Annotated in this window: 18 protein-coding genes, 1 pseudogene and 1 riboswitch; of the genes and pseudogenes, 18 read left to right on the top strand and 1 reads right to left on the bottom strand. The window is 48.3% G+C overall.

Features of this window, described 5'->3' with window-relative positions; translation table 11 throughout:
• Window positions 1-25 precede the first annotated feature (25 nt).
• From WBV27_RS01650 to WBV27_RS01575, 16 genes are all read left to right on the top strand, one after another.
• Window positions 26-460: a PTS sugar transporter subunit IIA gene (locus WBV27_RS01650; RefSeq protein WP_424198839.1), complete on the top strand. Its 435-nt coding sequence runs from the start codon at window positions 26-28 to the stop codon at window positions 458-460.
• Window positions 461-856: 396 nt separating this feature from the next.
• Window positions 857-2,596: a PTS mannitol transporter subunit IICBA gene (locus tag WBV27_RS01645; RefSeq protein WP_424198837.1), complete on the top strand. Its 1,740-nt coding sequence runs from the start codon at window positions 857-859 to the stop codon at window positions 2,594-2,596.
• A 16-nt stretch (window positions 2,597-2,612) separates the two neighbouring features.
• The gene (locus tag WBV27_RS01640; protein WP_424198835.1) at window positions 2,613-3,050 is read left to right on the top strand and encodes a PTS sugar transporter subunit IIA; all 438 of its coding nucleotides are present in this window, start codon (window positions 2,613-2,615) and stop codon (window positions 3,048-3,050) included.
• Window positions 3,051-3,062: 12 nt separating this feature from the next.
• Window positions 3,063-4,211, top strand: coding sequence for a mannitol-1-phosphate 5-dehydrogenase (locus WBV27_RS01635; protein WP_424198833.1), 1,149 nt, complete (start codon window positions 3,063-3,065; stop codon window positions 4,209-4,211).
• Window positions 4,212-4,662: 451 nt separating this feature from the next.
• Window positions 4,663-6,471, top strand: a complete 1,809-nt coding sequence (glmS, locus tag WBV27_RS01630) for a glutamine--fructose-6-phosphate transaminase (isomerizing) (RefSeq protein ID WP_424198831.1) — start codon at window positions 4,663-4,665, stop codon at window positions 6,469-6,471.
• Between the two features lie 382 nt (window positions 6,472-6,853).
• Window positions 6,854-7,657 carry a sorbitol-6-phosphate dehydrogenase subunit gene (locus tag WBV27_RS01625; protein WP_106450569.1) on the top strand — a complete coding sequence of 268 codons (804 nt, stop codon included), beginning with the start codon at window positions 6,854-6,856 and terminating at the stop codon, window positions 7,655-7,657.
• A 15-nt stretch (window positions 7,658-7,672) separates the two neighbouring features.
• On the top strand, window positions 7,673-9,553 hold the full coding sequence (locus WBV27_RS01620) for a BglG family transcription antiterminator (protein ID WP_424198828.1): 1,881 nt from the start codon (window positions 7,673-7,675) through the stop codon (window positions 9,551-9,553).
• Window positions 9,554-10,006 carry a transcriptional regulator GutM gene (locus tag WBV27_RS01615; RefSeq protein WP_424198826.1) on the top strand — a complete coding sequence of 151 codons (453 nt, stop codon included), beginning with the start codon at window positions 9,554-9,556 and terminating at the stop codon, window positions 10,004-10,006.
• Window positions 10,007-10,046: 40 nt separating this feature from the next.
• A complete protein-coding gene (gene srlA, locus WBV27_RS01610) occupies window positions 10,047-10,595 on the top strand; it encodes a PTS glucitol/sorbitol transporter subunit IIC (protein ID WP_068561270.1) in 549 nt (182 codons plus the stop codon).
• A gap of 63 nt (window positions 10,596-10,658) precedes the next feature.
• Complete coding sequence (gene srlE, locus WBV27_RS01605; protein ID WP_424198824.1) at window positions 10,659-11,666, top strand: PTS glucitol/sorbitol transporter subunit IIB; 1,008 nt, start codon at window positions 10,659-10,661, stop codon at window positions 11,664-11,666.
• 253 nt (window positions 11,667-11,919) lie between these two features.
• Complete coding sequence (locus WBV27_RS01600) at window positions 11,920-12,288, top strand: PTS glucitol/sorbitol transporter subunit IIA (protein ID WP_086630045.1); 369 nt, start codon at window positions 11,920-11,922, stop codon at window positions 12,286-12,288.
• 6 nt (window positions 12,289-12,294) lie between these two features.
• Entirely contained in the window at window positions 12,295-12,957 is a 663-nt protein-coding gene (locus WBV27_RS01595; RefSeq protein ID WP_424198821.1) for a transaldolase family protein, read from the top strand.
• 173 nt (window positions 12,958-13,130) lie between these two features.
• Window positions 13,131-13,257: riboswitch (TPP riboswitch) on the top strand.
• A gap of 147 nt (window positions 13,258-13,404) precedes the next feature.
• Window positions 13,405-14,079 carry a thiaminase II gene (gene tenA / locus WBV27_RS01590; RefSeq protein WP_086630043.1) on the top strand — a complete coding sequence of 225 codons (675 nt, stop codon included), beginning with the start codon at window positions 13,405-13,407 and terminating at the stop codon, window positions 14,077-14,079.
• Between the two features lie 36 nt (window positions 14,080-14,115).
• Window positions 14,116-14,694 carry an ECF transporter S component gene (locus tag WBV27_RS01585; RefSeq protein WP_424198819.1) on the top strand — a complete coding sequence of 193 codons (579 nt, stop codon included), beginning with the start codon at window positions 14,116-14,118 and terminating at the stop codon, window positions 14,692-14,694.
• A gap of 14 nt (window positions 14,695-14,708) precedes the next feature.
• Window positions 14,709-16,196: an ABC transporter ATP-binding protein gene (locus WBV27_RS01580; protein ID WP_424198817.1), complete on the top strand. Its 1,488-nt coding sequence runs from the start codon at window positions 14,709-14,711 to the stop codon at window positions 16,194-16,196.
• A complete protein-coding gene (locus WBV27_RS01575; RefSeq protein ID WP_424198815.1) occupies window positions 16,193-16,963 on the top strand; it encodes an energy-coupling factor transporter transmembrane component T family protein in 771 nt (256 codons plus the stop codon). Before WBV27_RS01580 ends, WBV27_RS01575 begins: the two co-directional genes overlap by 4 nt.
• Before the next feature lie 335 nt (window positions 16,964-17,298).
• Here WBV27_RS01575 and WBV27_RS01570 read toward each other — a convergent pair whose 3' ends face one another.
• Window positions 17,299-17,691, bottom strand: a complete 393-nt coding sequence (locus WBV27_RS01570) for a hypothetical protein (protein ID WP_424198813.1) — start codon at window positions 17,689-17,691, stop codon at window positions 17,299-17,301.
• Between the two features lie 166 nt (window positions 17,692-17,857).
• On the opposite strand from WBV27_RS01570, the gene WBV27_RS01565 reads away from it, so the two are divergent.
• Window positions 17,858-18,559, top strand: coding sequence for a response regulator transcription factor (locus WBV27_RS01565; RefSeq protein ID WP_424198811.1), 702 nt, complete (start codon window positions 17,858-17,860; stop codon window positions 18,557-18,559).
• Window positions 18,549-19,039 (top strand): annotated as a pseudogene (locus tag WBV27_RS01560) (hypothetical protein); the annotation flags it as partial. The gene WBV27_RS01565 and the pseudogene WBV27_RS01560, both read left to right, overlap by 11 nt.

Raw genomic sequence — 19,039 nt, 5'->3', positions numbered from 1 at the left:
AGAAGTAAGGAAGTGAGGAGCCCGCATGATTACGATCAAAGATGAACATATTCTGTTGGATCAAACGTACAGCAGCGCCGAAGCGGCGATTGTCGCTGCCGGGGAATTTCTGGTGGCGCAAGGCTTGGTATCTCCGCCTTACATCCAATCGATGCTGGCGCGCCACCGCAAAGTGAGTGTTTACGTCGGTAATTTTGTCGCTTTGCCTCACGGTGACAGTGACGGGCACCCACATATTGAAGAAGAAGGCATCTGTTTGATCCAAGTGCCGGACGGCGTCAACTTCGGCAGTGGACAGAAAGCGCAAATCGCAACCATTCTTTTTGTGGTGGCCCTGAAGGAAAAACAATTGGAAGCTTTGCAGGACATCGCTTTTTTCTGCTCGGATATCGAAAACGTGATGGCATTGAGCGATGCCAAAGATCTGCAAGCGGTCAAAAACATCCTCCAAAACAGCTAGCGGACACAACCCAAAATAAGTGCAAAATGCAAGCAGCATCCCACTCGGTGGAAGGCTGCTTGCATTTTTTTGTGCGCCCGCTAACCGGAGGAGCGCGAAGGAATGAGGGCGCAGCTCCGATGAAGGATCTACTTCCCGGAGCACGCTGGTAATAATTCTACTTAACTCCGATGAAGCCGTGCTTATCGGAGAACAACTCAGAATGTGGGCCGAACTCCGGCGAAGCCTCCGTTCCCCGGAGAAGAGTAGAGCAGATACCTGCAACGGCAACGGCGCTACGAATACGAGTAGCAAGACATGGCACAAATAAACGTGCCAAAGCACGACTATAAACCAAGTAGGGAAGCGCATACAATAAAGACATCAAAAGAAACAGTTTGAAGGGAGAAACAAAAGATGGAACAGACACAACAAGCCTCGCTGAAGGCAAAGGTTCAAAAGTTAGGCAGTACGCTTTCGAGCATGGTGATGCCGAATATAGGGGCGCTGATCGCCTGGGGAGTTTTAACAGCATTATTTATCCCGGATGGCTATTTGCCGAATGAAGCCTTCGCTTCGATGGTCGGCCCGATGCTTACGTATTTAATCCCTTTGTTGGTCGGTTATACAGGAGGTAAAGTGATCGCAGGCGAACGCGGTGCGGTTGTCGGTGCCATCGCCACAATGGGTGTGATCGTAGGGACAGAGATCCCGATGATCATGGGTGCCATGATCATGGGACCATTGGGCGGTTTCGCGATCAAGAAATTTGATGCGATGTTCCAGAGCAAAATCAAGACCGGTTTTGAAATGCTCGTCAACAATTTCTCGGCAGGCTTGATCGGATTCGCTTTGGCACTTGTAGGGTTCCAAGCAATCGGACCAGTAGTTGACCGTTTGACACAAGCAATGGCGGCTGGGGTTGAAACGATCCTGAACGCACAATTGATTCCTTTAACAAATATCTTCATCGAACCAGCAAAAATTCTTTTCCTGAACAATGCAATCAACCACGGAATTTTGACACCGTTAGGAACGGAACAAGTCAGCGAGACAGGTCGTTCGATCCTCTTCCTGCTTGAAGCAAATCCTGGTCCTGGTTTGGGCGTGCTGTTGGCTTTCACACTGTTCGGCAAAGGTTCAGCAAAATCGACAGCGCCAGGCGCTATGATCATCCACTTCTTGGGTGGTATCCACGAAATCTATTTCCCTTACGTCATGATGAAACCGTTATTATTCCTGGCAGTCATCTCGGGCGGTGTTTCCGGAAGCTTTGTTTTCCAACTTTTAGGCGCTGGTTTGCGGGCTCCTGCTTCACCAGGTTCGATCATCGCGATTTTGGCTATGACGCCGATGGGTTCTTACTTGCCAGTCATTTTGGGGGTTGTCGCCGGTGCAGCAGCATCTTTTGCGGTAGCAGCAGTCATTTTGAAGGCCGACTCCAAAGAAGCAGTCGACACGTTTGAAGAAAGCGTCAAAGCGACCCAAGCCGCAAAATTAAGCGCAAAAGGCTTAGCTGGACAAACAAGTCTGACTGGGATCCAACACATCATTTTTGCTTGCGATGCAGGGATGGGCTCAAGCGCAATGGGTGCTTCCATTTTACGCAAAAAAATCAATGCAGCCGGGTTACCGCAAGACGTCACCAACCGCGCCATCAATAATCTGACGGATGCAGCCAACACGTTGATCGTAACCCAGGAAGAACTGAAGAATCGGGCCCAACAGAAAGCACCGAATGCGACTTTTGTAGCGATCGAGAATTTCCTGAATTCGCCAAAATACGATGAAATCGTGGCCACCTTGTCCGGCACCGATCTGAAAGAAACAGTCGTTGCAAAACCGGCGCCGGTCCTGGACTTTGACTTGGCGAACATCAACGAAATCGTCTTGGTTCATGATGACCGCAAAGGCTCCGCCACTATGGGACAAAAAGTAGTGGAACGGATTTTGGAGAGGGAAGCATTGAACATACCTTTAAGAAAAGTGCATATCAACGAGCTTGAAGCAACACCGCAAACGTTGGTCATCAGCAAAAACAGTCTGACGCAAGCGGCAAAGCAAAAAGTTCCTGCAGCCGTCCATCTGTCAGTCGACAGTCTGATCACTACGCCTAAATATGAGAGCGTCGTAGCCAACTTGAAGCAAATCGCTTAAGGAGAGGAAGATTAAAATGAATAATTTAGATACAGAAATGATCGTTTTGAATAAAGCTTTTGCTTCAAAAGAAGAAGCCATCCGTTTTTGCGGCCAAAAATTAGTGGAAGCAGGCTGTGTGGATACGGATTATGTGGAGGCCATGGTGCAACGGGATCAGATGTTGTCAGTGTATATGGGGAATTTCATCGCGATTCCCCATGGCACCGATGCTGCCAAGGACCACGTGAAAAAATCAGGCATCTGCGTTGTACAAGTGCCTGACGGCGTTGACTTCGGCGACGAGCAGGAAGAAAAATTGGCTACCGTGCTGTTCGGCATCGCAGGGGTCGGCGACGACCACCTGCAGTTGATCCAAAAAATTGCGCTGTATTGCAGCGACGTGGATAACGTCGTGACTTTGGCAGACGCTTTGACAAAAGATGAAATCACTGGCAGCTTAGCCATTGCATAGGGAGAGATGAAAATGAAAGCAGTACACTTTGGTGCCGGAAATATCGGCCGCGGCTTTATCGGGGAAATTTTGAATCACAACGGGTACGCAATCACTTTTGTGGATGTGAACGATACAATCATCGAAGCATTGAAAGCGCGAGGCAGCTATACAATCGAATTGGCTGACGAATCACGCGAACAGATCCAGATCCAGAACGTTACAGGCTTGAACAATGCCAAGGAAGCAGACAAAGTCGTTGAAGCGATCGTTGAAGCGGATATCTTAACGACTGCCATCGGTCCGAATATTCTGCCTAGAATCGCGCAATTGATCGCGCAAGGGATCGAGGCGCGTGCTGCCCGGAACATCCAGCAGCCCATCGACATCATCGCCTGCGAAAACATGATCGGCGGCTCGACTTTCCTGGCTGAGGAAGTCAAGAAACATTGCACGGATACGGCATATCTTGACCAATACGTTGGATTTCCCGATGCGGCGGTGGACCGTATCGTGCCGATGCAGCAACATGCGGATCCGCTCTTTGTGCAAGTGGAGCCATTCAGCGAGTGGGTCGTACAAGGGACTGCCTGCAAAAGCCCGATCCGTCTGGAAGGCGTTTCCTATGTGAACGATCTGGAGCCTTACATCGAACGCAAACTTTTCAGCGTCAATACGGGGCACGCTACGGTAGCCTATACAGGCGCTCTGCAGGGCTATGAAACCATCGATGAAGCGATGCAAGATCATCTGGTCGTCATCCAATTGCGCTCCGTCTTGCATGAAACCGGCAAATTGTTGATTGCGAAATGGGGATTCGATGCAGCGGAACACGAGAAATATATCGAGAAAATAATCGGCCGTTTCCAAAACAAATATATTTCCGATGCCATCTCCCGTGTGGCGCGTACGCCTTTAAGAAAATTGGGCAATCATGAGCGCTTCATCCGTCCGATGGTTGAATTGACCCAAATCGATGAGATGCCTTTCCACTTGCTGGAAACAATCGGCATGGTCTTCAATTACTTCGACCCGGAAGATGAGCAGTGCCAAGAATTGAAGGAAATGATCCTGCAAAAAGGCTTGGATAAAATCATTTCGGAAGTAACCGGGATAGACAATCAAAAAATCTTGGGCAGCATTAAACAGAACGTCGAGAAGTACGCATATAAGGTGGCTTGATCACTGCCTTTCAAACAGCAACTTTTAACTATATCCGTTGTGTCGGTCAAGCGGTCATTTGAGGCATCTTGATGAAATCGAACGGCACAACGAATATAAGTTTTTCTTAAATAGCGCTTCAAAACAGCATTACAAGTGAAACCGAACGAAATACGCTTTGACAATGTCACTGTTTGTAGGATAAAATGCATATATTCTGGAAAATATAAAGCTAGGAGGATAGAGGAAGAGCAAATGGATAGCGCCAGACTTCAGGGAGCACAGGAAAATCGGCCCTGAAGTGACGAGGATTGGGTTTATCGAAGGATTCGGCGGATGACCCAAGGCAAGTGTAGTCTACAGGATTGAAGCAAAAAAGACCCTTATGCGGCTGCAGAGCCCGAAACGGTCTTACAGAGATCAATCCCCACACCCAGAAAAAATCGAGATAATAAAGGGGATTTTTACGCTTATGTGTGGAATAGTTGGATATGTAGGAAAAGGCAATGTACAAGAGGTATTGTTGCATGGATTAGAAAAATTGGAATACCGTGGTTATGATTCAGCCGGTATTTTTGTCGTAGACGCTGAAAACCAAGGGCATGTGTTCAAGGAAAAAGGCCGCATCGCGGATTTGCGTGCAATCGTCGACAGACAGGTCGAGGCGCATGTAGGTATCGGACACACAAGATGGGCAACGCATGGCGTGCCTAGTGCAGAGAATGCGCACCCGCACCAATCTGCGGATGGACGTTTCACATTGGTCCATAATGGGGTCATCGAAAACTTTAAAGAAATCAAAGATGAGTATCTGCAGGATGTCACTTTCGTCAGCCAAACAGATACAGAAATCGTTGTGCAGCTGATCGGAAAAATCGCTGCTGAAGAAAACTTGGACGGTAAAGAAGCTTTGCGCCGCGCGTTGTCGATCGTAAGAGGCTCTTACGCTTTCGCTTTAGTGGATGCACAAGCACCAGACGTCTTTTACGCAGCCAAAAACAAAAGCCCAATGTTGATCGGTTTGGGTGATGACTTCAACGTCGTTGCCAGCGATGCGATGGCTACTGTTCAGATCACGAACCAATATGTGGAAATCCACGACGGCGAAATGATCACATTGACGGCTGATGGCGTCACAATCGAAAAATTGGACGGAAAAACCGTAACACGTAATCCGTATACGGCCCAAATCGATGCCAGCGACCTGGAAAAAGGGACATACCCTTACTACATGTTGAAAGAAATCGATGAGCAGCCTGCTGTTATGCGTAACATCATCCAAAAGTACCAAAATGCAGAAGGGCGCCTGACGGTTCCTGAAGAATTGACTACTGCTATGTTGGAAGCTGACCGCATCCATATCGTGGCTTGCGGGACGAGCTACCATTCCGGTTGGGTAGGCAAACATTATCTGGAAAAAATTGCACAGATCCCGACAGAAGTGCATGTCGCCAGCGAATTCTCCTACAACCCGCCGCTATTGAAAGGCAATCCGTTCTTTATCTTCCTTACCCAAAGTGGGGAGACTGCGGATAGCCGCCAAGTATTGGTGAAAGTAAAAGAATGGGGATACCCAGCTTTGACGATCACAAACGTGGCTGGTTCAACCTTGTCGCGTGAAGCGGACTACACATTGCTGTTGCATGCAGGTCCTGAGATCGCTGTCGCTTCAACGAAAGCTTACACGGCACAGATCGCTGTCTTGGCTGTCTTGTCGGATGCGTTAGGCGCAAGAACGGGTCATGATATGGGAATCGACATGGTCCATGAATTGGGGATCGTCGCAAATGCGATGGAAGCGGTCATCGATGACAAAGAGCGCATCGCTGCATTGGCTGACATCTACTTGCCGAACACCCGCAATGCTTTCTACATCGGCCGCGGTTTGGATTACTTCGTATCGATGGAAGCTGCTTTGAAACTGAAAGAAATTTCTTATATCCAAACAGAAGGTTTTGCTGCCGGAGAATTGAAGCACGGCACGATCGCCTTGATCGAAGAAGGAACTCCGGTCTTGGCTATCATTACCCAAGCTGATGTTGCCAGCCACACCCGCGGAAACGTCGAAGAAGTGCGTTCACGCGGCGCAAATACTTGTGTATTTGCAATGGAAGGTTTGGCCAACGAGAACGACCAAATCATCTTGCCGGCTGTTCACCCAGCGCTAGCGCCACTGATGACTGTCGTTCCGACCCAATTGATGGCTTACTACGCAACGCTTCACCGTGGCTATGACGTCGACAAACCAAGAAACTTGGCTAAATCCGTTACGGTTGAGTAAAATTCATTAAATGCATACTTATAACATCCTTTCGCTTATTATTTAATAAGTGAAAGGATGTTTTTTTGCGTTTGAATAGGTCCGATTAGTTCAAAGATAATAGCACTGCAGTGGAGGAATGGTTGCACTAATTCGCTTTTTCAACTTGAAAAAGTTTTGCTGCTCCTGAAACCGCAAGCATAAAGCATCAGTTTTTCCCAGTCGTGGCGCGCTTTTTCCGTTTTCGGATACATAAATATGATTTTTATCCCCTCCCGCTAAATTTCAGAATTTGAATTAGTTCAAAAACCAGCCCCCGTTTACGGGTCAAGGACTGTATTAATTTATTTTTTATTTGGTCTATACTCTGGAATATAGAGATTGAAAGGGGATACAAAACATTATGGCAAACAACTGGTTGGAATTAGACGGAAAAACGGTTATCGTTACAGGAGGAAATTCAGGGATCGGCTTACACATCGCGGATCACTTGAAAGAACAAGGCGCAAACGTCGTTGTAGCGGATTTAAGTGTTGAAACGGGAACAAGTGTTTATGGTAAACTGAATGTGAAGACGGATGTTACTTCAATCGCGAGCATCGAGGCAATGGTCGAAAAAGCTGTTGAGAAATTTGGCAAAATCGATGTTTTGGTCAATAATGCAGGTATGAACTTGCCGCGTTTGTTGGTGGATGTCTACAGTGATGAAAGAAACTACGAAATCGATGAAGCCTCATTCGACAAAATGACAGCAGTCAATCAAAAAGGAATGGTATTCACTACACAAGCCGTCGTCAGAAACATGCTGAAGAACAAAGTGGAAGGTACGATCATCAATATCTCTTCCGAATCCGGCATGGAAGGTTCGGTCGGTCAAAGCATCTATTCAGCCACAAAAGGCGCTACGAATTCTTATACGCGTTCATGGGCAAAAGAACTGGGTAAATTTGGCATCAAAGTCGTCGGTATCGCACCGGGGATCAACGAAAAAACAGGATTGACAACTCCTGCCTACAATGAAGCATTGGCTTACACAAGAAACATACCGGTTGAGCAATTGGACACAGGGTATGAAAAGAGCATTCCACTGGGACGCGTCGGAAAATTGGATGAGATCGGCTACTTGGTGGCATTCTTATCTTCCAATAAATCCGCTTATATCACTGGAACAACAATCAATATTACAGGCGGGAAATCTAGAGGATAGTATGGGGGCATTGAGATGTCAACGGCAAATGATAGAGAACTTTTGCTGAGAAGTTTACTTTCAAATAAAGAAACCGATCTTCAGAGTCTCGAGGAAGAATCGGGAAAAAATAAATACCAAATCAAAACAATCATTTCGGAATTGAACGATGTCTACGCAGGATTCTTAAAAATCCAACAAAAGGATGAATCGCAAATAGGCATCGTCAGAAAGGAGGGGGCGAACATATTCAACACACTTCATTACAATATCCATCAGGACTTCAATAAGGTAGAATGCAGGATCGCGTATCTGTTGTACCGCTTGATATGCACAGAGGAGTACCTGAATATCGGAGACCTCTCCGAAGAAATGAGCGTAAGCAGGAGTACGGTGAACAACGACCTGAAAAAGCTGAAGCAGCTTTTGGAGAAATACAATGCGAAAGTCGTCGGAATCCCGAACAAAGGCATCACCTTCCAGTGCAGCGAATTCGGCACCCGCTTGGTCCTGATCTATGAAGTCTTCGAGTTGCTGCAGATGACCTTTCTGCCGGATCAAGAAATCCAGGCTGCGCTTGACGGACTCGGCCAAGCCTACAAGCTGGATGAGCAGGCAAAAGACCTGCTATATAAGGCTTTGTCTGTAAGCGTTCACAGAGTGGCGCACGGGCATACGATAGATTCCGAGATTCCGATGTACAAAAACTTCGAGGCGGATTCGGCAAATGTCATCGCCTATATCCAACTGCTGCAAAAGAAATTTGCAGTTGCGTTGAATGACCATGAAATTGCTTTCCTTGCCTTTCCGATCAACACAAGGAATTCCGCTTATGTAAAAGGAACCGAAAACGCCGAAAACGAAGAGGTACTCAGACAAGTCGTCTCCAGCATGCTGAAGACGGTAAGAGACCAAGTCATGATCGAAATCGATGAAGAAGCCTTCTTCGACAAAGTCAAATATCATCTGCTATTCTTGATAAACAGGCTCGTCTTCCGGATTCCGAACACGGATCTATATCTGGAGCAGATCAAACTAAAATATCCTTTGGCCTTCGAACTGGCGAAGATTTCGCTTTCGGAACTGAATCGCTTGTACCAATTGAGCGCCAGCGCGGATGATATCAGCTATCTGGCTGTCTATTACGCCCTGATGCTGGACGAAAGGCAAGCGAACGAGTCCAAAGGCAAAAGCACAAAAGATGTCGGCATCATCACCAACCTTGGAAGAGGGAGTTTTGAGCTGATCAGCAGACAGATCAAAGAGATCGTCGGAAGTGAGATGAATATCGTCCACATCAATACCGACAGTCTGCCGAAAGAAAAATTGAAGCGGTTCCGGCTGCTGTTCACAACCGAAGAGATTTCCGTGGACACCGAAGTTCCTGTCATCAAAATCGACAGGTTGGTCAGCCCGGACGATTTAGCCCAAAAGATCTATGCGGTGGAAAAAGATCAATACAACATCAAATACCTGACAAACGAGGACATCAGTTATCACCTCGTCAATCTGAAAGGCCAAATGGGTTACTTTGATTACGTGGAAGAGATCATGTCCTACCTTTCCAGAAGATACCGCCTGTCCGAAGATATCCTGGACCGGTTCGTGGAAAAAGAAGAAAGACATACGATGATTTATGAAAACAAGGTGGCTTTCCCCCATTTGACCGACCCTAACATCAACAAGTTGGTGTTTGTCCTGGGGAACATCACGATGGCCAACCGCAACGATGCTTTTTCCTTGATGTTATTTCTAGTGACACCCGAGAAAATTTCTGAGCAGCAAGAGAGAATTTTGATGCAGGTATATGATTTTGTCTTTAAGGTCATCAATGATCCAACTCTGATCAATGATCTGAAAAAAGTGGATGATGCACAAGGACTTATTGAGATGCTGGAGAAAAGAGGTACGAAATAGATGAATAATATGCTTGCATTGGGTATTCTGGTTGTCGGAGCTTTTTTGATCCAAAGCGCACTGGGATTTTTTCAGATCAGACATTTCGGCAATGAATACAACGAATTGAAGGCGGACGGCAGAGTTGCGATAGGCAAACGGGCAGGGAAATTGACTTCCGGAACGATCATCATGTTCCAACTGGATGAGGAAGGCGTCATCATCAGAGGCAAAAAGCTTCAGGGGACAACAATCTTGGCCAGGTTCAAACCATACAACAATTTCAACGGCAGACTGATCGAAGCCATCAAGGCAGAGGATCCGGATGTGCTGGCTGAAATCAAGATCACCCGCAAAACCATCATGAATGCGGTCACTAATTACAGGATGTTCATAAACGGAGAAATCATTCCGGAGAAAGAATCTCCATTTAAGGAACTGACCAAAAAAATTACAAACATTAAGTTCGGGTAAATCGTGTAAGAAATAATACATATAATAAGGAGTGTTAAATATGGACTTTCTAGTTAAAGGTGCAGAAAGCTTTATCGGATTATTTCAATTAGGTGCAAATACATTTATGAGCTGGATGACCGGCATCGTCCCAATCGTATTGATGCTGATGGTATTCATGAACGTAGTGATCAAGCTGATCGGTGAGGAAAAAATCAATGGCCTCGCACAACGCTTCTCTAAATATTCCTTGGTCAGAAACTGTATCTTACCTTTCTTGGCAGCCTTCATGTTGGGGAATCCCGCATCATTCACATTAGGAAGATTTTTGCCGGAATTCTACAAGCCAAGTTTCTATGCGGCACTTGCACAATACAACCATACGAGTAACGGCCTTTTCCCACATATCAATGCAGGTGAATTGTTCGTATTCCTGGGAATCGCTTCAGGTGTTGAAACATTAGGCTTGAGCACCACGCCACTGGCTATCCGTTATCTGCTTGTCGGGCTTGTGATGAATGCTGTAGGCGCATATGTAACCGACTTCACAACTGCTTATGTCTGCAAAAAATCAGGCATTCAATTGAGCAAAACAGCGAAAGTTCAATAATAACGACCAAGAAGATGTTGCATAAAACAAATAGAATGCATGAGAACGAGAGGGGTATTCATTATGACAAAATATAACAGCATCAAAGTGGAAAAAGGTTCCGGCGGCTGGGGCGGACCACTGATCATCACACCAACAGAGCAAAAACATAAATTCATCTACATCGTAGGCGGCGGAGAAAGACCTGCCATCGTCGACAGAATCGCTGAACTTACAGGGATGGAAGCCGTAAATGGATTCAAAACATCCATTCCGGATGATGAAACAGCCTTGGCTATCATCGACTGCGGCGGAACATTGAGATGCGGCATCTATCCTCAAAAAGGCATCCCAACAATCAACGTCGTTGCCACCGGCAAATCAGGTCCTTTGGCTAAATACATCAACGAAGACATTTACGTTTCAAATGTTGGCTTGAATCAGATTCAAGTCACTGGCGAAACAGCAAATATTGAGACAGTCAACACAGCAGTTGCAGAACCAGTAGTAGAAGAGAAAGTCGCTTACACTACAGACAAAAAGTTGACGCAACAAAACGCAGAAAAAGGCAGCATAGTTGCAAAAATCGGTTTGGCTGCAGGAAAAGGGATCGCTATCATGCTGCAATCAGCCCGTGAAGCGGTGCAGACAGTCTTGCAGACAATCATCCCGTTCATGGCTTTTGTAGCGATGCTGATCGGTATCATCCAAGGCAGCGGAATCGGCAATATGTTCGCGAAACTGATGATTCCGTTGGCAGGTAATGTCTGGGGCTTGATGGTCATCGGCTTCATCTGCTCCTTGCCGATTCTTTCTCCTCTATTGGGACCTGGTGCAGTAATCGCGCAGGTTATCGGAACATTGATCGGTGTTGAAATCGGCAAAGGCAATATCGAGCCAAGCTTAGCTTTACCGGCTTTGTTCGCCATCAACACACAAAATGCTTGCGATTTCATTCCAGTCGGGTTAGGCTTGCAGGAAGCAGAAGCTAAGACCGTGGAAGTCGGCGTGCCATCCGTTCTTTATTCTCGATTCCTGAACGGTGTGCCCCGCGTATTCGTCGCTTGGTTAGCAAGCTTCGGACTATATTAAAAATTCAGAAAAGCTGAACGGGTTCGTTCAGCCCTGAAAGAAATTTAGGAAATCGAGCCGACTGAGCATCGCAGAGCGCAATAGGCTCGATTTATCTAATTTCCGAAGGGCTAACCCGTGAAGCTAGCCATCATTGGGGAATGCGCAACATTTTGCAAATGTGTAAAACACCAAAGGTGATGCACTTCTGAGATTGAATATTTAATAAATTACTATTGCTTTAAAAACTAATAATCGGAAAAGGTGAAGAAAAATGTCAATTTATTCAACGGTAGTCACAGAAATAGGACCCAATGCTAAGGAATTTTTAGCTGAGGATATGATGGTGTTGTTCGGAGACGATGCTCCTGAAGCATTGAGACCTTATTGCTTCCTGATCGAACAAAATGCACTGGAGCAAGATATTCAACTAGGACACGCGTTGGTTATCGGCGACGATAGTTATCGCGTCACAGCCGTAGGTAATGTGGTCAACAAAAACCTCAGGGATCTGGGGCACATCACCATCAACTTCAGCGGAGAAACAGTCGCTGAATTGGCAGGCTCGCTGTATGTTGAAAACAAAACAGTGAACGAAATCGCGGAAGGCACCATCATCAAAATCACTGAAACTGTGGGGTAGTCGCTTATGTACATAGATTCGAACGACATCAAAGCAATCGGAAGTTTTTTGAAAAGCGGATTTCTGAAAGGAGTCACCACCAACCCGACGATTTTGTCGACCGGTTCCGGCAGTCGCTTCAAACAATTACAAGATTTATTGGCTTTGGAGCCGACGGAACTTTTTGTGCAATTGCTGGGTACGACTTCTGAAGAAATGTTTGCCGATTATGAAGCAATAAAGACATTTGATGCAAATCACCGACTTTCGATAAAGATTCCCGTTACACAAGCAGGATTGGAAACAATCAAAAAAGTGAAAGAGGACGATCCGGAGAGAGCAATCCTCGGCACGCTGATCTACTCTGCGGACCAGGGGATCCTGGCCGCTGCAGCCGGATGCGATTATCTGGCACCGTATGTGAACAGGATGCTGAACAATGCGATCGATCCATTCAAAGCGATCCGTTCCATGCGGACGTTCATCGATGCCAGAGGCTACAAGACCAAAATCATGGCAGCGAGCTTCAAAAATTCCCAACAAGTCATCGATTCTTTGGAGGCGGGCGCCCATACTGCCACGATCCCTCCGGATGTCCTGAACAGTATGCTGAACAAGGATTTGGCATTGCAGGCATTGCAGGTTTTTGAAGCAGACGGCCAAGCGTTGTTCGGAAAATACGGAGCATAACCCATCGAACTTGATCATGTGGATTTCACTTACAGAAAAGACTGCCCCATCGGGACAGTCTTTTCTGTTTGGCGGGTGGGTACTTGATAAAAGGCGATTTGGTCTAAGAGCGAGTTGACTTCAGAGGAAATTATGATACGATAGGAACAACAGCAAATGAACTGAATATTCTTTTTTACCACTAGGGGTGCTTTACCGGCGGATGACTGTCCGCCAAAAAGCTGAGATCGAAGTAGGACTTCGAGACCCTTAGAACCTGATCTGGTTTGTACCAGCGTAGGGAAGTGGCAGCCTCTTTTGGCTAAGTAAGTCCCTATTGCATAAGGAACATACAACCACTTTTTTCCGTTGGGAAGAGAGTGGTTTTTTTGTTTGCAAAAATCAAGAGCGGCCGTCCGGATGGGTCGGGACCTTGGCGGAGCGCTCACAGCATATGGAGGGACAGCAATGACATTTTCAGCACAAATCCGCCAAGCGGTCGAACCGATTTGGGCAGCCAGCATGGAGCATCCGTTTGTGAAAGGCATCGGGGACGGCACCTTGCCGTTGGAGAATTTCCGTTTCTACATCCAGCAGGATTCCTATTACCTGACGCGCTTCGCCAAAATTTTGGCTCTCGGCGCGGCCAAAGCACCGGATATCGCGACGACCAACCAGTTCGCCGACTTCGCGAAGCATACGTACAGCGCCGAAATCGGCCTGCATGAACAATTTTCGAAAAGGCTGGGCATCACCGCGGAGGAAAAAGAGTGTTTCAAGCCCGCGCCCACTACCTATGCCTACACTTCCCATCTTTATCGCGCCGGCCACGCAGGTCACCTGGGCGACGTCATCGCCGCCGTTCTGCCTTGCTATTGGCTTTATGCCGAAATCGGCGACGCCTTCCTTGATGCGGCGCCGGAAGAACCGATTTATCAGGAATGGATCGCCACCTATGGCGGGAAGGATTTTCAGGACCGGGTGGATGAGCAGATTGAGCATCTGGATAAGATTGCCGCAGCCGTGAGCGAAGCTGACCGCGAAAGGATGAAAGAGCATTTCATCATCAGCAGCCAGTACGAATACGCATTTTGGGAAATGGCCTATCGCATGGAAACGTGGCCGGTACCATTGGAGCAATAAGAGAAAAAATCAAACACAAAGAGGAGACAGAACAAAATGAAAAAAGAATTGAAGCTTACAGATATTTTGGTGACAATCGTCATCGCCATCGCTTTCGGGATCGTCTACATCCTATGGGGAACGGTCTATTACGCGGTGCAGCCGTTGGGTCTGCATCTTGATCAGCTGTTGTACGGCATGTGGTTCATCGCCGGCACCGTCGCCTATTTCATCATCCGCAAGCCGGGTGTGGCGCTTTTGGCGGAAATCGCTGCAGCTTCAGGCGAATTCCTTTTGGGTTCGCCTTGGGGTCTGACTGTCTTGCTTTCCGGAGTGGTACAGGGGTTGTTTGCGGAATTGGTGTTCATGGCTTTCCGCTACAAACGTTTTGACCTGAAGGTTGCCGCTTTGGCAGCTTCGGCATCTTGTGTGGGTTCGCTTTTGGTGGATGCTTTGAACGGGCAGATCGCTGAGCTGGCTGCTTGGAACTTGGCACTTTACTTGCTTGCCCGATTCGCGGGCTCGATTTTCTTTGCCGGCGTGCTGGCCTATTACTTGGCGGAAGTCCTGGAGGATACCGGCGTGACGAACCTTGTCCGCCCGCTGACGAGTGAAGATTTCACAGATATGGATTAAGGAGGATGGCGGAAATGGAGCAGCAAGCATATGTGGAAAAGCTGAAGTTGAAATTTCCCGGCGACGCCGATTTGTTGTTCAGGGACCTGTCCTTTTCGGTCGCAGCCGGTGAAAAAGTGCTGCTTTTGGGCCCGTCAGGCTGCGGCAAATCCACGCTGCTGCAGGTGTTGAGCGGGCTGATTCCGCAATCGATCGAAGTGCCGATGAAGGCCGAAAAAATCGTGACACCGGCTTCCTGGGGCTATGTTTTCCAGGATCCGGACAGCCAATTCTGCATGCCTTACGTCGATGAAGAGCTTGCTTTTGTGCTCGAAAATCTGTCGATTCCGCGTGAGGAGATGGCTGCCAAAATAGACTTCGCGCTCCGGCAAGTCGGATTGGAACTGGCTGACAGCCACATCCCCATCGCGAGCCTTTCCGGCGGGATGAAGCAGCGGCTGGCGATTGCCTCGGTATTGGTGTTGGATCCGGAAGTGCTCTTTTTGGATGAGCCCTCCGCCATGTTGGACCCAGAAGGGACCGAAACGATCTGGGAGGTCCTGAAGACAGTCTGCAAGGACAAAACGGTCATCATTGTGGAACACAAAATCGATCATGTCCTGGCATTCGCCGAACGGCTTGTATTGTTCGATGCATCCGGCCGCATCATCGCTGATGGACCGAACGAAGAAATCTTCTCGGCCTACAAGGACCAAATGAAGGAGCAGGGCATCTGGTTTCCGGGGGTGTGGGACCAACATCTGGCGGAATCGCCGCTGCAACGGGAGCAGAAGTCCTTTAGATTGCAAAGTCCGCTGTTGGAACTGCGCGATTTCAAAGGATTCCGCAACGGGGATATTAAAATCCGCGGAGAAAGGCTGGCAGCCTATCCGGGTGAATGGATCATCATCCGCGGCCAAAACGGAGCCGGAAAAAGCACATTCCTCCATGCCGTCATGCAGTTCATCAAAACAAGCGGTGGTTATGAGCTGAAGGGAAAGCCAATCAGAAAATTGAAGAATTTGGCTGAACGGGTAGCTTTTGTTTTCCAGAATCCGGAGTATCAGTTCGTGGCGAATACGGTCCATGAAGAGATGGCTTATTCGCTGCGGATGGACGGCAAGGGGAATTCGGAAATTGAAAAGCTTGTGGAGGAATATCTGGAGCTTTTCCAATTGAGCGGACAACGGGAGAACAATCCTTTCCAACTTTCGATGGGGCAAAAGCGCCGCCTGAGTGTAGCGGCGACGATCATCCAAGGACAGCGGCTGATCCTTTTGGATGAACCGACTTTCGGTTTGGATTCCAAAAACACTTTTGCTTTGCTGGGATTTTTGGAGAGCTACCGGAAAAAAGGCGCCGTCATCCTGATGGTGACCCACGATGAAACACTCTCCCGGAACTACGGAACAACGTTTTGGACGGTTGTCGACGGCGAAATCCGGGACACCACCGGATCGGCTACGGATATTCGGACTGCATTCGCCGCTGATTTGCGATTGGAAGGGGGATTGTGCGGATGAGGGAATGGGAATTAGTCAAAGAGACCTGGCTTCACCGTGTCAATCCCAGCCTGAAATTGGGCATGTCGCTGTTGCTCTGCATAGCGGCTATGTTTGTCCGCAACCTTGATGGTATGGCGGCAATCGGCATCGGGCTTTTGGTCCTGTTCCTGCTGTTTACGGGACAGCCGTTGAAGCGGATCTTGTTGCTGTTGATCCCTTTCTGCGCCATTTTCGTATCCACTGCTTCCGCCATGATCCTGTTCGGAAAGGGCGAAACGCTTTGGTTCGAATGGGGGTTGATCCGCATCACCGAGGAAAGTTTTTTGCGGGGGATGCTGATTGGCCTGCGCGCATTGGTCTTCGCGGTGTTGGGTTTGACCTTCGCATTGACGACGCGGCCGATCAATTTGTTTTATTCGTTGATGCAGCAGCTTCGGCTGGATCCGAAATACGCCTACAGCTTCATGGCGGCGCTGCGGTTGATCCCGATCATGACGGAAGAATTCGAAACGATCCGCAATGCCCGCAAGGTGCGCGGCAGCGAAAGGGTGAAGGGATTGCAGGGTATCCTCTTCAAGCTGAAAGTCTACACCATCCCGTTGCTATCCGGCAGCATCCGGCGTGCGCATCGCATCGCCGTGGCGATGGAAGCGAAACGGTTTTCCGGTAATGTGAAGCGAACCTATTACTATGAGATCGGCTTTTCCCGCAACGATTTCGTTTTCCTCGCGTACATGGCGCTGCTTGCGGTCATGAGTTATGGGGCGAAGTATTGGATAGGTTGAGGAGTTTTTGCATGGAGAAGTAGTGGGGTTGCCCAACTCCGGCCAAGGAGGCTTCACCGGAGTTGGATCCGGCATTCAGATGCCGTCTTCCGGCCAGCTGAAGCTTCATCGGAGAAGGATCCATTCATTACCGGGCTCCTCCGGCGAACGAAAGGCTCGCCGGAGGAGCTGACGGGTATGTTTTTGCAGTCTTGTTGTCTGTCTCTGTAGGATTGCAGCTGCAAATTGGCTGGCGAATATGCACAAAAAAGGGGCGGTCTCATTACGAGACCGTCCCTTTTTGTTGCGGTGCCTTCATGTCGAAGTGCAATGCGATTTATTTGGCTGATTGACTGTTATTCAGCTTGGCAAGATTGATCGCGGACGCCGTTTTTGCCGTCATTGTCCGTTTCATCCGTACCGTATTGGTTGCCGTCGCCGTCTGCTTCGCCCGTGGCGTATTGGTTGCCGTCGCCGTCTGTTCCGCCTGTGCCGTTTTGATTAGTGCCCTGATTGGCTTGCGTACCAGTTCCGTCGCACGTTCCGCTTTTCTCGCGGGCGCGTTTCATGGTTGCCTCTTCATTGCCTTGTTTTTTTGCGCCTTCATTTGTGCATTCGCCTGACTTGATTTGCTCTTGGGTCATAGTGCCGTTCTGGGCTGCCGTGTCGCTCGCTGCCAGTACCGGTGCGGCACCTCCAACAAATAAGCCTGCAACGGATAGGATAGTCATGATTCTTGTCTTGTTCATTTTTGTTTCCCCCTGGAATGTTTTTTTGTTATTTCTTACTGACCTAAGAATAATCAAAAAGTATGGCAGAAGCGTGTTTTTTACGGCACATTTGTATGGTATTATCGGGGTGACAACATAATCTTGCCATATTTTTCAAGTATGATTTCCCCGAGGAGGGATTCCGATGGTAAAGCTATTGATTGCGGATGATAATAAACAGATAACATCCATCCTGAAGGAGTATTCAGAAAAGGATGGCTACGAGGCGGTCGTCGCCTATGATGGCGAACAGGCGCTGCAGGAGTTCGGGAAAGGCAAATTCGATCTGATTTTGCTGGATGTGATGATGCCGAAAAAGGATGGCTTCGAAGTGTGCAGGGAAATCCGGAAAGTTTCTGCTGTCCCAATCATTATGGTGACAGCTCGAGGGGAAGATTTTGAACGGATCATGGGCCTGGACATAGGAGCGGACGACTACATCGTCAAGCCTTTTTCGCCGGGTGAAGTAATGGCGCGCATTCGGGCAATCCTGCGGCGGCTAGATCAGACACCTGACAATAAGGATCACCATAAACTCTACGTCCATGAAGATCTGGAAATCCGGTTGGACGAGTTCATCGTGAAAATTGCTGGGCATCAAGTCCATCTCACGAAAAAAGAGATCGAGTTGCTTTGGATTTTGGCGACGAACAAGAACAAAGTGTTCAGCCGCGACAATCTGTTGGATAGCGTTTGGGGCTACGATTATTTCGGCGATAATCGGACGGTCGACTCGCACATCAAACGGCTGCGGGCAAAGGTCGACCAAATTCCCCATCCGTCGTGGGATATTAAAACCGTTTGGGGCATCGGCTATAAGTTTGAGGTGAATCCGGATGAAGTATAAGATCACCCGCAAGCTAGTCCTCTATTTCACATCCGTCATCCTGCTGTTTTCCTTGGTTGTCGGAGGGGCCTTCCTGCTTCTGTTCACCCGGCATACCGAAGATATTTATCGGGCGGATATGCAGGAACGGGCTGAGGCGATCGCGGCCGGCGTAGCCGATTATCTGGAAGACGGGAGTCCCGCTTTAGATGAGGTTGCGCTCACTGCAAAGGGCAGTGCCAACGGTAAACAAACAGGAACTGCTCTGCTCGCGCAAAGTGGTGCCACGGGTACGACCGGGCGCAACAATGTAAACGGATACAACGCCTATATCACGGCCATTCAGGATATCGCGATGGGCGAGGTGTGGATCGTCGACCAATCCGCAGAGACGATCAGTGTCGGGACCGGCAAAAAAGAGATCACCTATGCGGAACTACCAGGCGCTGCGCTGGCGCTTGTCGACGAGGTATTCGAAGGGGAAGTCGCCTTCAGCGAAGG

This window comes from Trichococcus sp., from assembly GCF_049589555.1.
Classification (GTDB): Bacteria; Bacillota; Bacilli; order Lactobacillales; family Aerococcaceae; genus Trichococcus.
This window is presented reverse-complemented; position numbering and strand designations above follow the sequence as displayed.

Excerpts from the sequence above, each read along its gene's own strand:
- WBV27_RS01650 (WP_424198839.1), top strand. The coding sequence starts at position 26 with ATGATTACGATCAAAGATGAACATATTCTGTTGGATCAAACGTACAGC.
- WBV27_RS01645 (WP_424198837.1), top strand. The coding sequence starts at position 857 with ATGGAACAGACACAACAAGCCTCGCTGAAGGCAAAGGTTCAAAAGTTA.
- WBV27_RS01640 (WP_424198835.1), top strand. The coding sequence starts at position 2,613 with ATGAATAATTTAGATACAGAAATGATCGTTTTGAATAAAGCTTTTGCT.
- WBV27_RS01635 (WP_424198833.1), top strand. The coding sequence starts at position 3,063 with ATGAAAGCAGTACACTTTGGTGCCGGAAATATCGGCCGCGGCTTTATC.
- glmS (WP_424198831.1), top strand. The coding sequence starts at position 4,663 with ATGTGTGGAATAGTTGGATATGTAGGAAAAGGCAATGTACAAGAGGTA.
- WBV27_RS01625 (WP_106450569.1), top strand. The coding sequence starts at position 6,854 with ATGGCAAACAACTGGTTGGAATTAGACGGAAAAACGGTTATCGTTACA.
- WBV27_RS01620 (WP_424198828.1), top strand. The coding sequence starts at position 7,673 with ATGTCAACGGCAAATGATAGAGAACTTTTGCTGAGAAGTTTACTTTCA.
- WBV27_RS01615 (WP_424198826.1), top strand. The coding sequence starts at position 9,554 with ATGAATAATATGCTTGCATTGGGTATTCTGGTTGTCGGAGCTTTTTTG.
- srlA (WP_068561270.1), top strand. The coding sequence starts at position 10,047 with ATGGACTTTCTAGTTAAAGGTGCAGAAAGCTTTATCGGATTATTTCAA.
- srlE (WP_424198824.1), top strand. The coding sequence starts at position 10,659 with ATGACAAAATATAACAGCATCAAAGTGGAAAAAGGTTCCGGCGGCTGG.
- WBV27_RS01600 (WP_086630045.1), top strand. The coding sequence starts at position 11,920 with ATGTCAATTTATTCAACGGTAGTCACAGAAATAGGACCCAATGCTAAG.
- WBV27_RS01595 (WP_424198821.1), top strand. The coding sequence starts at position 12,295 with ATGTACATAGATTCGAACGACATCAAAGCAATCGGAAGTTTTTTGAAA.
- tenA (WP_086630043.1), top strand. The coding sequence starts at position 13,405 with ATGACATTTTCAGCACAAATCCGCCAAGCGGTCGAACCGATTTGGGCA.
- WBV27_RS01585 (WP_424198819.1), top strand. The coding sequence starts at position 14,116 with ATGAAAAAAGAATTGAAGCTTACAGATATTTTGGTGACAATCGTCATC.
- WBV27_RS01580 (WP_424198817.1), top strand. The coding sequence starts at position 14,709 with ATGGAGCAGCAAGCATATGTGGAAAAGCTGAAGTTGAAATTTCCCGGC.
- WBV27_RS01575 (WP_424198815.1), top strand. The coding sequence starts at position 16,193 with ATGAGGGAATGGGAATTAGTCAAAGAGACCTGGCTTCACCGTGTCAAT.
- WBV27_RS01570 (WP_424198813.1), bottom strand. The coding sequence starts at position 17,691 with ATGAACAAGACAAGAATCATGACTATCCTATCCGTTGCAGGCTTATTT.
- WBV27_RS01565 (WP_424198811.1), top strand. The coding sequence starts at position 17,858 with ATGGTAAAGCTATTGATTGCGGATGATAATAAACAGATAACATCCATC.